Source organism: Amycolatopsis sp. NPDC023774 (assembly GCF_040639695.1).
Classification (GTDB): Bacteria; Actinomycetota; Actinomycetes; order Mycobacteriales; family Pseudonocardiaceae; genus Amycolatopsis.
The window spans coordinates 16,158-29,268 of sequence record NZ_JBFAAJ010000043.1 but is presented as its reverse complement, the minus strand read 5'-3'; the positions used below and the strand labels follow the sequence as shown (position 1 = coordinate 29,268).

Below are 13,111 nucleotides of genomic sequence, written 5' to 3'. Positions count from 1 at the left end.
GGCGACGGCCTAACGTGGATGCCTGCACCTGGTCCGTTCCTGTGCGCCGATCCCGGCACGCCGAAACGGGCCGGCCCGGTGGGGACTCGGTCGCGGCGTACTCGGCGCAGTACTCGTGAACCGCCAGCCGCCGACCCTTCACGAGCCGAGGGGCTCGGCTGTCGAAAGGATGCGCGCATGAAGATCCGCGTCGAGCGCGACGGGCTTGCCGACGCCGTCGCCTGGGTGGCCAGGAGCCTCCCGTCCCGGCCTCCGGTGCCGGTGCTGGGCGGTGTGCTGCTCGACGCGGGTGCGGACGGGGAGTCCGACGCGCTCACGGTGTCCGGGTTCGACTATGAGGTCTCCGCCACGGTGGGCGTCCCCGCGACGATCGCCGACGGTGGCCGCCTCCTGGTCTCCGGCCGCCTCCTCGCCGACATCACCAAGGCGCTGCCCGCGCAGCCGGTGGAGATCTCCGTCGACGGCGCCCGCGCCACCATCACGTGCGGCAGCGCGCGCTTCTCCCTGCCGACCATGCCCGTCGAGGACTACCCGCAGCTGCCGTCCCAGCCCGCCTTCGCGGGCGAGCTCACCGGCGACACGTTCGGCCAGGCCGTGACCCAGGTCGTCACCGCCGCCGGCAAGGACGACACGCTCCCGATGCTCACCGGCATGCGCCTGGAGATCTCGGGCGAGACCCTCACGCTCGTGGCCACTGACCGCTTCCGCCTCGCCATGCGCGAGTTCACGTGGAAGCCGGCCGAGGGCCTGCCCGACGCCGCGGTGCTCGTGCCCGCGCGCACGCTCGCCGAAGCCGCGAAGACGCTCGGCGGCGCCGGCAGCACCGTGCGCCTCGCGCTCGCCAGCGGCGAAGGCCTGCTCGGCCTTTCCGGCAACGGCCGCTACACCACCACCCGCCTCCTCGACGCGGAGTTCCCGCCGTACCGGCAGCTGCTACCGGCGACCCACACGTCGCGCGCCGTGATCGAGGTGTCGGCGCTCGCCGAGTCGATCAAGCGCGTCTCGCTGGTCGCCGAACGCGGCACGCAGGTGCGGCTGGAGTTCGCCGACGGATCGCTGCGGCTCTCCGCCGGTGGCGACGACGAGGGCAGCGCCGAAGAAGAGCTGCAGGTCGACTACGAAGGCGAACCGGTCACCATCGCCTTCAACCCCGGCTACCTCGTCGACGGGCTCGGCGCGCTGCACAGCGACCGCGCGGAGCTCACCTTCACCACCCCCAACCGGCCGGCACTCATCAAGCCCGCCGACGCCGAGGGCAACGTCGTCCCCGGTTATCTCTACCTGCTGATGCCGGTCCGCCTCCCGGGCTGACCGGTCTGTCACAACCGAGGATTTTCGTTACTAACTAAGGGGATCTCATGGTTCAGCTCGGTCTCGTGGGCCTGGGCAAGATGGGCTTCAACATGCGCGAGCGGCTGCGTGCCGCCGGGCACGAGGTCGTCGGCTACGACCGCAACCCGGCCGTCACCGATTCCGAGTCGCTCGCCGACCTGGTGTCCAAACTGGACGCGCCGCGGATCGTCTGGATCATGGTCCCCGCCGGCGACCCGACGCGCCAGACCGTGGTGGAGCTCAGCCAGTCGCTGTCCGAGGGCGACCTCGTGATCGACGGTGGCAACTCGAAGTTCACCGACGACAAGCTGAACGCGGACCTGCTGGCGGCCAAGGGCGTCGGCTACCTCGACTGCGGTGTCTCCGGTGGCGTGTGGGGCAAGGACAACGGCTACGGCCTCATGGTCGGCGGCGCCGGCTCCGACGTCGCCCGCGCGATGCCGATCTTCGACGCCCTGCGTCCGGAAGGCCCGCGCGAAGAAGGCTTCTCGCACGCCGGCGAGGTCGGTGCTGGCCACTACGCGAAGATGATCCACAACGGCATCGAGTACGGCATCATGCAGGCCTACGCCGAGGGCTTCGAGCTGCTCGAGGCCGCGCACGTGGTCAAGGACGTGCCCGCCGTGATCAAGGGCTGGCAGCGCGGCACCGTCGTGCGGTCCTGGCTGCTCGACCTGCTGGTGCGCGCGCTGGAGGAGGACCCGGATCTCGACGACCTCGAGGGTTACGTCGAAGACTCGGGCGAGGGGCGCTGGACGCTGGAGGAAGCCGTGAACAACGCGGTGCCGGCGCCGGTGCTCTCGGCCGCGCTGTTCGCCCGGTTCTCCTCGCGGCAGAAGGACTCCGCGGCGATGCGCGCCGTCGCCGCGCTGCGCAACCAGTTCGGTGGCCACGCTGTGAAGAAGGCCGGGAGCTAGCCTCCCCCGCTCGTGTATCTGCGACATCTCCAGGTCACCGACTTCCGGTCCTGGCCGCAAGCCGACCTAGCCCTCGAACCAGGGCCGGTCGTGCTCGTCGGTCAGAACGGCCGGGGGAAGACGAACCTGCTCGAGGCGATCGGCTACGTCGCGACCCTGGGTTCCCACCGGGTCGCGACGGACGCCCCGCTGATCCGGCACGGGTGCGAGCGCGCACTCGTGCGGGTCGCTGTGGTCAACGACGACCGCGAGCTCACCGTCGAGCTCGAGATCACGGCCGGACGCGCCAACCGCGCCCGCGTGAACCGGGGCGCGGTCGGCAAGCCGCGCGACGTGCTCGGGATCCTGCGTACGGTGCTGTTCTCCCCGGAGGACCTGGCGCTCGTGCGCGGTGACCCGAGTGAGCGCCGCCGGTTCATGGACGAGCTGCTCGTACTGCGTGCACCCCGGTACGCGGGTGTGCGCGCGGACTACGAGAAGGTGCTCAAGCAGCGCAACGCCCTGCTCAAGACCGCGGGCAAACGCCGCACCGGCAAGGAAGACCCGTACGCGCTCTCGACGCTCGAGGTCTGGGACGATCACCTGTCGGTGGCCGGCGCCCAGCTGTTGGCGGCGCGGCTGAACCTCATTGCCGACCTCGGGCCGTACGCGGCGGAGGCCTACATGGGTGTCGCGCCGGACTCGCGGCCGGCGTCGATCGCGTACAAGTCGTCGCTCGGCGAAGCACTGCCCCCGGGCTACGGCGTGGCCGGCGGCGAGCGGGCGAACGCGGATGTGCTGCGTGAGCTGCTGCTCAAGGCGCTGGCCGACGTCCGGCGCAACGAGCTGGAGCGCGGCATCAGCCTCGTCGGCCCGCACCGCGACGAGCTGGAGCTGGTCCTCGGCGAGGCACCGGCGAAGGGATACGCGAGCCATGGCGAGTCGTGGTCGTTCGCGCTGGCCCTGCGGCTCGGCAGTTACGAGCTCCTGCGTGGCGAAGCGGGCGAACCGGTCCTGCTGCTGGATGATGTGTTCGCCGAGCTCGACCGCAAACGGCGGGCGCGGCTCGCGGAGGTCGCCGCGGGTGCCGAACAGGTGCTCATCACGGCGGCGGTGGACGAGGACGTGCCGTCGGAGCTGGCTGGAAGCCGATTCGTGGTGGCGGATGGCGAGGTCAACCGTGCCTGAGTCCCCGGCCCCAAGATCAAGGCGGCCACGGCGGGTGACCGCGGTCACAGAAGTTACCCACCGATCTGGGGACAAACCTGTGGACAGTGTGGATAAGCCCGTGAACGGGTTATCGCCGCGCGTGACGAAACGGCCTGATGAGGGCCGTGACGCCCCCCGAGTGGGGCGTCACCCACGTGGGAGCGCCGAATCCGGTACCGAGAGTGACGTGTCCACTGGGCCGAATGGGAAGCCCTCTGGGCGGGACTTGGCGCACGCGGCGCTCGAGGCCGCCAAGGCCAAGGCGAAGGAACGCGGTGCTCCGCCGAATCTGCGCCGCGGCCGGATCACGGGCGGCGGGGGCCAGAACCCGCGCCGTCGTCGTTGGTCGGGGCCCGGAGCCGACGCGCGCGACCCGCAGCCGCTCGGCCGGCTCGTCTCGCGGCTGGTCTCCGACAGCGGCTGGCAGGACACGATGACCAACGCGCGCGTGTTCGGGCAGTGGGCGCGGCTGGTGGGTGAGGACGTCGCCGAACACGCCCAGCCGGTAGCGCTCAAGGACGGCGAGCTCACCGTCCGCGCGAGCTCCACGGCGTGGGCCACGCAGCTGCGGTTGCTGCAGGGGAAGCTGCTCGCGAAGATCGCCGCGGGAGTCGGAAACGGCGTCGTGAAGCGCATGCGGATCCAGGGGCCGACGGCGCCGAGCTGGCGGAAAGGACCGCGGGTCGTGCCGGGCCGCGGGCCGCGTGACACGTACGGCTGACTCCGGTTGCGCGTCGGCGGGTGAGTTCCCCGAGAACAGCTTGACAACCCGCGAGCTACGAGATGACTCGCCTTCGAGCGATTTCGCGGCTCTGTGACGCAGTGAGGGGTGTCCTTGCCGCATGTCAGCGCGCGCGGGCAAGTACACTGGAGGAGTAGCGAGTGTCCGCTCGGGCGAGACGAGGAGAAACAACGCCGGTGACCGAGAACAAGAGCGAGTACAACGCGTCGTCCATCACCGTGCTCGAAGGCCTCGAAGCGGTCCGCAAGCGCCCCGGCATGTACATCGGTTCCACCGGTGAGCGCGGTCTGCACCACCTGGTCCAGGAGGTCGTGGACAACTCCGTGGACGAGGCGATGGCCGGCTACGCGACCAAGGTCGAGGTTACTCTCCTCGCCGACGGTGGGGTACGGGTCGTCGACGACGGCCGCGGCATCCCGGTGGACATGCACCCCAAGGAGCAGAAGCCGACCCTCGAGGTCGTGCTCACCATCCTGCACGCGGGCGGCAAGTTCGACAGCGACTCCTACGCCGTGTCCGGTGGCCTGCACGGCGTCGGCGTCTCGGTGGTGAACGCGCTGTCGACGAAGCTCCTCGCGGAGATCAAGGTCGGTGGCCGCAGCTGGCGCCAGGAGTACACCAACCAGATCCCCGGCCCGCTGGAGGACCTCGGCCCGGCCGACGGCACCGGCACCACGATCACCTTCTGGGCCGACCCGAACATCTTCGAGACCACGACCTACAACTTCGAGACGATCTCGCGTCGTCTGCAGGAGATGGCGTTCCTCAACAAGGGCCTCACCCTGTCGCTGCGCGACGAGCGCGTGGCCGACGAGGAGACCGAGGAAGACGCGGAGGGCAAGCAGGCGCGCGTCAAGGAGAAGGTCTACTGCTACCCCGGCGGGCTCGAGGACTTCGTCAAGCACATCAACGGCAGCAAGGACCCGATCCACGAGAGCGTGATCTCGTTCGACGCGAAGGGCCCCGGCCTCGAGGTCGAGGTCGCGATGCAGTGGAACAACGGGTTCACGCCGTCGGTGTACACGTTCGCCAACACGATCAACACCCACGAGGGCGGCACCCACGAAGAGGGCTTCCGCGCGGCGCTCACGCGCGTGGTCAACGCGTACGCGCGCGACAAGAAGCTGCTCAAGGAGAAGGACGCGAACCTCACGGGTGACGACGTGCGCGAGGGTCTCGCCGCCATCGTCTCGATCAAGCTCTCCGAGCCGCAGTTCGAGGGTCAGACGAAGACGAAGCTGGGCAACAGCGAAGCCAAGACGTTCGTGCAGCAGCAGTCGAACGAGTGGCTGGCCGACTGGTTCGAGCGCAACCCCACCGAGGCGAAGACGATCATCAACAAGTCGATCTCCTCGGCGCAGGCGCGGATGGCCGCCCGCAAGGCGCGGGACCTGGTGCGCCGCAAGGGCGCGCTGGAGATCGGCGGCCTGCCGGGCAAGCTCAAGGACTGCCGCTCCAACGACCCGGGCGAGTGCGAGCTCTACATCGTGGAGGGCGACTCGGCCGGCGGCTCGGCCAAGGAAGGCCGCGACTCGATGTACCAGGCGATCTTGCCCATCCGGGGCAAGATCATCAATGTGGAGAAGGCGCGCATCGACCGCGTCCTCAAGAACACCGAGGTCCAGTCGCTGATCACGGCGCTGGGCACCGGTATCCACGACGACTTCGACATCTCGAAGCTGCGCTACCACAAGATCGTGCTGATGGCCGACGCCGACGTCGACGGCCAGCACATCACCACGCTGCTGCTCACGCTGCTGTTCCGCTTCATGAGCCCGCTGATCGAGCACGGCCACGTCTTCCTCTCGCGGCCGCCGCTGTACAAGATCAAGTGGCCGCGGCAGGACCCGGAATACGCGTACTCCGACAAGGAGCGCGACGCCGTGATCCAGGCGGGTGTCGAGGCCGGCCGCCGGCTGCCGAAGGACGACGCGATCCAGCGCTACAAGGGGCTCGGCGAGATGAACGCCGAAGAGCTGTGGGAGACCACGATGGACCCGGCCAACCGGCTGCTCGGCCAGGTCACCCTCGACGACGCCGCGCAGGCCGACGACCTGTTCTCCGTCCTCATGGGCGAGGACGTGGAGGCCCGGCGCTCGTTCATCACGCGCAACGCCAAGGACGTGCGGTTCCTGGACGTGTAGCCGTCCGCTTCCCCTGACTGCCCAGACCTTTCCCCGAGAAGGAACCCATGACGGAAACCTTGCCGCCGGAACACGACCGCATCGAGCCGGTCGACATCCAGCAGGAGATGCAGCGTTCCTACATCGACTACGCCATGAGCGTGATCGTGGCGCGGGCGCTGCCGGACGTGCGCGACGGTCTCAAGCCGGTGCACCGCCGGGTGCTCTACTCGATGTTCGACTCCGGTTTCCGGCCGGACCGCGGGTACAACAAGTGCTCCCGCGTCGTCGGCGACGTCATGGGCAACTACCACCCGCACGGTGACTCGGCGATCTACGACGCGCTCGTGCGCCTGGCCCAGCCGTGGTCGATGCGCTACCCGCTCATCGACGGGCAGGGCAACTTCGGCTCGCCGGGCAACGACCCCGCCGCCGCCATGCGGTACACGGAGTCGCGCCTCGCGCCGCTGGCGATGCAGATGCTGGCGGACATCGAAGAGGACACCGTCGACTTCCGCGACAACTACGACGGCCGCACGCAAGAGCCCAACGTGTTGCCGGCGCGGTTCCCGAACCTGCTGGTCAACGGCAGTTCCGGCATCGCGGTCGGCATGGCGACCAACATCCCGCCGCACAACCTGCGCGAGGTCGCCGACGGCGTCGTGTGGGCGCTGGAGAACTACGAGGCGTCCGACGACGAGCTGCTGGCGGCGCTGCTCACGCGCATCAAGGGCCCGGACTTCCCGACCAAGGCGATGATCCTCGGCACCTCCGGGATCGAGGACGCGTACCGCACGGGTCGAGGGTCCGTGCGCATGCGTGCGGTCGTCGAGGTGGAGGAGGATGCGAAGGGGCGCACCACGCTCGTCGTGTCCGAGCTGCCGTACCAGGTGAACCCGGACAACCTCGTCGAGAACATCGCGCACCTCGTGCGCGACGGCAAGCTCACGGGTATCGCCGACATCGCCGACGAGTCCAACAGCCGCTCCGGCATGCGGATCGTGATCACGCTCAAGCGCGACGCCGTGGCGAAGGTGGTGCTGAACAACCTGTTCAAGCACACCCAGCTGCAGCAGAACTTCGGCGTGAACATGCTGGCGATCGTCGACGACGTGCCGCGCACGTTGCGTCTCGACCAGATGATCCGGCACTACGTGAAGCACCAGGTCGAGGTCATCGTCCGGCGGACCAAGTTCCGCCTGCAGAAGGCCGAGGAGCGCGCGCACATCTTGCGCGGCCTGGTCAAGGCGCTGGACATGCTCGACGAGGTCATCGCCCTGATCCGGCGCTCGCCCTCGGCCGACGAGGCGCGTCCGGGCCTGATGGAGCTGCTCGACATCGATGAGATCCAGGCCACGGCGATCCTCGACATGCAGCTGCGCCGGCTGGCCGCTCTCGAGCGTCAGCGCATCATCGACACGTTGGCCGAGATCGAACTGGAGATCGCGGACCTCAAGGACATCCTCGAGAAGCCGGAGCGCCAGCGTTCGATCATCCGCGACGAGCTCATGGAGATCGTCGACAAGTACGGCGACGACCGGCGCACGAAGATCATCCCGTTCGACGGCGAGGTGTCGGTCGAGGACCTGATCGCGGTCGAGGACGTGGTGGTCACCATCACGCGCACCGGTTACGCGAAGCGCACGAAGACCGACCTGTACCGCTCGCAGAAGCGCGGCGGCAAGGGCGTGCAGGGCGCCACGCTGAAGCAGGACGACATCGTGCAGCACTTCTTCGTGTGCTCCACGCACGACTGGATCCTGTTCTTCACGAACAAGGGCCGCGTCTACCGCACCAAGGCGTACGACCTGCCCGAGGCCAACCGCAACGCGCGCGGCCAGCACGTGGCCAACCTGATGGCGTTCCAGCCCGACGAGCAGATCGCCCAGGTCATCGAGATCCCGAACTACGAGGTGGCGCCGTACCTGGTGCTGGCCACGCAGAAGGGACTCGTGAAGAAGACCAAGCTCACCGACTTCGACTCCAACCGCGCCGGCGGCCTCATCGCCGTCAACCTGCGGGAAGGCGACGAGCTGGTGGGCGCTGTGCTGGCGGCGGCGGAGGACGACCTGCTGCTCGTGTCGGCCGGCGGCCAGTCGATCCGCTTCCACGCCACCGACGAGGCACTGCGCCCGATGGGCCGCGCGACGTCCGGTGTGCTCGGCATGCGGTTCAACGACGGCGACGAGCTGCTCGGTATCAGCGTGGTCAAGCCCGACAAGTTCCTCCTGGTCGCGACCGACGGCGCGTACGCCAAGCGCACGCCGATCGAGGACTACCCAGTGCAGGGCCGCGGCGGCAAGGGTGTGCTGACCATCCAGCACGACACGAAACGTGGGAGGCTGGTGGGTGCACTCATCGTCGACGGGGACGACGAGCTGTTCGCCATCACCTCGAGCGGTGGGGTCATCCGCACGCCGGCGCGCGACGTGCGCAAGGCCGGTCGCCAGACCAAGGGCGTGCGGCTGATGAATCTGGCGGAAGGTACGACTCTTCTCGCGGTCGCACGCAACGCGGACGAGGGGTCGGACGTCGCCAATGGTGGCGAGAACTCCACGGAGACCGCGGACGCTTCGGAAGCTTCTGCGGACGAGGCTGTGGAGACCCCCGCCGTCGACGGCGAGGTGACCGCCGCGCCCGAGGAGAGCACGGAAGAAGACGGCACGGCGCCGGAGCAGTGAGCGGCGCCCCACGCACGGGTAAGGACTGACTATTCGTGACACCATCCGAGAAGGCAGACGGCACGTCGTCGAGCCCACCCTGGCAGCGCACCGCCAAGGACGGCGGCGGCGACTCCGAGGCCACGGTCTCGACGGGGATCGCCACCGACGATGTGGTCTACTCGGATCATGAGCAGGACGGACCGCGCGTGAGCGAGAGCGACTACCCCGCGGTGAGCGGTACGGCCGCGCCCCGGCTCTTCGGAGCCGAGGGCGCGCCGCCGGCGGCTGCCGACGTGCCCCCGGCCGGCCGCACCCGCCCCACCCCGAGCGCCCTGCGTCGCCCGGGTCGCGGCCCGCGCCGCGCGTCGCTGCAGATCAAGCGCTTTGACCCGTGGTCGGTGCTGAAGCTCTCGCTCGTCCTGGGCGTCGCGATGTTCTTCGTGTGGCTGGTCGCCGTCGGCGTGCTCTACACGGTCCTCGACGGCATGGGCGTCTGGGACAAGCTGAACGGCACCTACTCGTCCCTGGTCGGCGGTGAGGGCGCCAACGCGTCCACCGAGCCCCTCATCAGCGCCGGCCGCGTGTTCGGCATCGCCGCCATCCTGGGCGCGATCAACATCGTGCTGGTCTCCGCGCTGGCGACGGTGAGCGCCTTCATCTACAACGTGTCCGCCGACCTGGCGGGCGGCCTCGAAGTCACTCTGTCGGAAAGGGAGTAACCCGGTTGCAGGGCCCCTCCGGGGGTCCTGTAAAGTTCTCCTCGTTCGACGGGCCCATAGCTCAGGCGGTTAGAGCGCTTCGCTGATAACGAAGAGGTCCCAGGTTCAAGTCCTGGTGGGCCCACCCAGGTCAAAGGCCGGTTCGCGAGAATGCGAACCGGCCTTTTGCGTGACCGAGTGACTAACTGAGTGACTAAGCGCTCTCGTCGGGAAAATGGTGTCCATCGCTTTTGCGCCGTGCTGGATCACCGGCCGGAGCTGGTGGCGGTAAACCAGCTCCGTCACCTTGGTGTCGGAGTGGCCGACCAGACGCGAGATGTCCTCGAACCTGACCCCGCTGTTCGAGAGCAGCGACACGAAGCTGTGCCGCAGCTCGCGCGGTGTCCAGTCCTCCGGGGTCAGGCCCGCCTTCTTCAAGATCCGGCGGAAGCCTCGCCGAACGTTCGCCGCGTCGAGCAGCGTGCCCACGTCCGAAGCGAACACGATCCCCTGCTCGTGCCACCGGTCGCCGGCGATCCGCCGCTGAAGATCTTGGCGTCGCTGCTGGCGTTCCAGCGCCCCGACCGCGCGGCCAGGCAGCGCGAGCGAGCGGCGGGATTTCCGGGTCTTGGTATCGCCGGTGGCCCGCACCGACCGCCAGACGTTGACGTGCGGAGGTTCTGGTGGGATCGCGTGCGGCCTTCCCGCCAAGTCCACCTCGTGCCACGCCAGAGGACGTGCCTCCTCCGTCCGGGCACCCGTGAGCAGCGACACGACGGTGTATTCGCCGTAGGTTGAGCGCTCGGCTTCGGCGGCGTTGAGCACCGCTTCCGCTTGCGTCAACGTCAGCGACTTCGACTTGCGCCCCTCGCGGCCGGTCAGAAGCTCATCGCACAGCAGCACCACGTTGCGGATCGCGTTGCCCTTGGTGCGTTTCGCCGTGCGGTTGATCGCACGACGCAGGATCGAGCGAAGGTCTGCCAGAGTGCGATTCGCCAGGACTTCGGCCTTCTCTTCAAGCCAGGAGTCCACGTCGTCTCGGCCAAGGTGGTCAGCTTGTCCACGGTTGCTCGGTCACGGCCCTTCAAACCGTGACGCAGCCAGTCCCGAACGGACTGCTCGACCGTGGGCCCGGTACCGGCAATGGCCGTGTTGTCATTCTTCCGCTCAACCAGCTTGTCGAGCGCTTCCCCGCGAACAGCAGCACGCAGCGTGAAGCCGGGGCTTCCTGCGGCTCGACGCGGTGTTCGAATCGACGGCGCTGGACCCGCTCGAGCGCGAAACCCTTCATCCTCACCGTGGCGGCGCGCAACCGCTGCCACTTCTGCGTCGCGCTCCACACGGCCCGGCTGCTGAGCCTCGGCGGCTCCGCCGAACTCGTGGCGGCGCTGCGTTCGGAGTCACCGTTGCCGGTCCCGCGTCTCGAAGCGGTGCGGCGCTTCGCGCTCACGGCCCTCGCCACGGCCGGCGGGGTGCCGGCGGTCGACCTGGACGCGTTCCTGGCCGCGGGGTACACGCCGCAGCAGGCGTTGGAAGTCATGCTCGGGATCGGACCTACACGCTGTCGACGTTCGCGAACCGGCTCGTCGACGCACCCCTGCATCCGAGCCTCGCCGAGCGCGACTGGACGGCGGCCTGACTCCCCGGCGCGATTGCGGTGGGCCCACGCCTCGCCGAGCGTGGGCCCACCGACTCACGCCTTCGTCAGTGTCACCACGGTGGTGTCGCTGACGGACACATTGGTGTTGTAGTTCGGGTCGAGAGCCGTCGCCCGGGTGACGATCTCGGCCTGGCCTTTCTGGAACGGTGTGGTGCCGACCGGATCCACCGCCACCTGCCACGGCACCGCCGCGCCGGGAGTGCACGCGACCTGCGTGCTGTACGAACCGCGGATGATCACATTGTGCTTGACCTGCGTGGCTGTACCCGACAGCGTGACCGTCGCCGGCTCGGTGCACTCGAGGGTGCCGGTCAGGCCGGCCTTGCCGTCGAGCGTGCTCGCGGTGCCCGAGGTCGCCACTTTCACACCGATTCCCAGCTCCGCGGGCGCCGGCGGGTTGGTGATGTGCACTTCACCCCGCGCGGCGGTGGCGCCGTTCTCGCAATGCTGTTCGAAGGTCGCGTCGAACTCCTGCACGTAGCCACTCGGTCCAAACACAGCGTTCTCGACGGTGAAGGTACTGGTGCTCTCCTTGCAGCCGCGGCCGTTGCCGGTCAGCGAGAACCCGGGTGCCTGCAGCGGCTGGAACGGATAGCGCAGCGCGCCGGCGTAGGTGCCGGGCGCGAGCGCAGTGCCGCGCGGCGCGGCGAAATCGGCGCTCCAGTTGTCGCCATTGGCACCGGACACGGAGATGCCGACGTAGTCGTCCGCTTCGCTCGCGTTGACGGTCAGCGGTCGTTCGCAGCGGTGTCGTACGCATAGGACTGGCCTCCGCTGATCCAGTCGCCAGAGTCGCCGCTGAACGCGAACGTCGCCTTGTCGACGGTCTGCGCGCTCGCCGGAACCGCGACCGCGGTCACGGTCGCGGCGGCGAACGCCAGCACCGCCGCGGCTCTACCGGCCAGTTTCACCGAGTGCATGTCTTCTCCCCCTTCGTCGTGGACGAAACTTGCTCACGGCTTCTCGGCCGCCCCCCTCGGTTCGTTACTCACGAAAGGCTGACAGCTCGTCACGAGAGCCGTCACAAAACCCGCTGGCCCAGGTCATGCCGGGCTCGAGCCGTGAACAAGCGTTCGAGACGCTTCGGAAGATCACCCGTTCGCCGCAGCGTTCGACGTATCCGGGCACGTGGTTCGAGGTCGAGCACAAGCCGCGTGACGTGCTGGGTGCGGCGGCGGACATGCGCGCAGGGTTCCCGGTGCAGGTGACCCCGCGGCGGGCGGTCGCCGTGGCCGAACGGCATCGCCGTCGCGGCATCGGGTCTCTGCTGCTCGATGCCGCGCTTGCGCGTGGCCCGGGCTACACCTGGTCGACCGTGCCGTTCGACGTCGATGTCGTCGAGCTGAAAGCGTTTCGTGCTAAGCAAGACCTGCCGGAAAACGTGCAGGTCGACGAGCCGTTTTACTGCTCGCACATGCTCGAAGCGATGGGCGAGTGGGTGTAACCGGTCTCGCGAAACGTGGCCTCAGCTGCGCCGGCTCACCCTGCAACAACAGCTGGGCGGCGTGATCGCCTGGTCCGGCCTGTGCGTGGACGACCGCGCGTGGGACCTGGCATGGGCGTCGCCGGCGTTCGCGGCGGGGTGGCCGAGGCGCACGGCGTGACCGCGGAGCTGCTCCGGCAAGCGTGGGCACTGGCTGGGCCGTGATTCGCGGTGGCCCATGGCGTCGCGACCGGGCAGCCGGGCCTGGTTGGGGTCGGGCTAGCCCGCGTGCGCGCGAGGCTCGCCAGACGTAAGTCAGCCCTGCCGGGAAGAGAAGACCGGCAGGGCTGACATGTCTGCGGTCG

General features: G+C 68.8%; 11 protein-coding genes and 1 tRNA gene. 9 read left to right on the top strand and 3 right to left on the bottom strand.

Features of this window, described 5'->3' with window-relative positions; all coding sequences use genetic code 11:
- The first annotated feature begins 177 nt into the window (after nt 1-177).
- The 8 genes from dnaN (at nt 178) to AB0F91_RS42650 (ending at nt 9,808) form a co-directional block, all read left to right on the top strand.
- Nucleotides 178-1,311, top strand: a complete 1,134-nt coding sequence (dnaN, locus tag AB0F91_RS42685; protein ID WP_285971339.1) for a DNA polymerase III subunit beta — start codon at nt 178-180, stop codon at nt 1,309-1,311.
- 47 nt (nt 1,312-1,358) lie between these two features.
- On the top strand, nt 1,359-2,249 hold the full coding sequence (gene gnd / locus AB0F91_RS42680) for a phosphogluconate dehydrogenase (NAD(+)-dependent, decarboxylating) (protein WP_360607477.1): 891 nt from the start codon (nt 1,359-1,361) through the stop codon (nt 2,247-2,249).
- Nucleotides 2,250-2,261: 12 nt separating this feature from the next.
- Nucleotides 2,262-3,416 carry a DNA replication/repair protein RecF gene (gene recF, locus AB0F91_RS42675; protein WP_360607475.1) on the top strand — a complete coding sequence of 385 codons (1,155 nt, stop codon included), beginning with the start codon at nt 2,262-2,264 and terminating at the stop codon, nt 3,414-3,416.
- A 208-nt stretch (nt 3,417-3,624) separates the two neighbouring features.
- Nucleotides 3,625-4,158, top strand: coding sequence for a DciA family protein (locus tag AB0F91_RS42670; RefSeq protein ID WP_360607473.1), 534 nt, complete (start codon nt 3,625-3,627; stop codon nt 4,156-4,158).
- Between the two features lie 197 nt (nt 4,159-4,355).
- Nucleotides 4,356-6,323 (top strand): DNA topoisomerase (ATP-hydrolyzing) subunit B, encoded by a 1,968-nt coding sequence (gene gyrB, locus AB0F91_RS42665; RefSeq protein WP_360607471.1) that lies wholly within the window; start codon nt 4,356-4,358, stop codon nt 6,321-6,323.
- 47 nt (nt 6,324-6,370) lie between these two features.
- The gene (gene gyrA, locus AB0F91_RS42660) at nt 6,371-8,983 is read left to right on the top strand and encodes a DNA gyrase subunit A (protein WP_360607469.1); all 2,613 of its coding nucleotides are present in this window, start codon (nt 6,371-6,373) and stop codon (nt 8,981-8,983) included.
- A 35-nt stretch (nt 8,984-9,018) separates the two neighbouring features.
- Nucleotides 9,019-9,684, top strand: a complete 666-nt coding sequence (locus AB0F91_RS42655; RefSeq protein WP_360607467.1) for a DUF3566 domain-containing protein — start codon at nt 9,019-9,021, stop codon at nt 9,682-9,684.
- Between the two features lie 50 nt (nt 9,685-9,734).
- Nucleotides 9,735-9,808 (top strand) — tRNA-Ile (locus tag AB0F91_RS42650).
- On the opposite strand, the gene AB0F91_RS42645 is transcribed toward AB0F91_RS42650, so the two are convergent.
- The 3 genes from AB0F91_RS42645 to AB0F91_RS42635 all read right to left on the bottom strand — a co-directional run bounded on the left by AB0F91_RS42645 (nt 9,790) and on the right by AB0F91_RS42635 (nt 12,243).
- Nucleotides 9,790-10,695, bottom strand: coding sequence for a site-specific integrase (locus tag AB0F91_RS42645; RefSeq protein ID WP_360607465.1), 906 nt, complete (start codon nt 10,693-10,695; stop codon nt 9,790-9,792). The two genes, AB0F91_RS42650 and AB0F91_RS42645, sit on opposite strands and share 19 nt — an antisense overlap.
- A gap of 661 nt (nt 10,696-11,356) precedes the next feature.
- Nucleotides 11,357-12,010, bottom strand: coding sequence for a hypothetical protein (locus AB0F91_RS42640; protein ID WP_360607463.1), 654 nt, complete (start codon nt 12,008-12,010; stop codon nt 11,357-11,359).
- 41 nt (nt 12,011-12,051) lie between these two features.
- Entirely contained in the window at nt 12,052-12,243 is a 192-nt protein-coding gene (locus tag AB0F91_RS42635) for a hypothetical protein (protein WP_360607461.1), read from the bottom strand.
- Between the two features lie 125 nt (nt 12,244-12,368).
- On the opposite strand from AB0F91_RS42635, the gene AB0F91_RS42630 reads away from it, so the two are divergent.
- Entirely contained in the window at nt 12,369-12,767 is a 399-nt protein-coding gene (locus AB0F91_RS42630; RefSeq protein WP_360607459.1) for a GNAT family N-acetyltransferase, read from the top strand.
- Nucleotides 12,768-13,111: the final 344 nt, after the last annotated feature.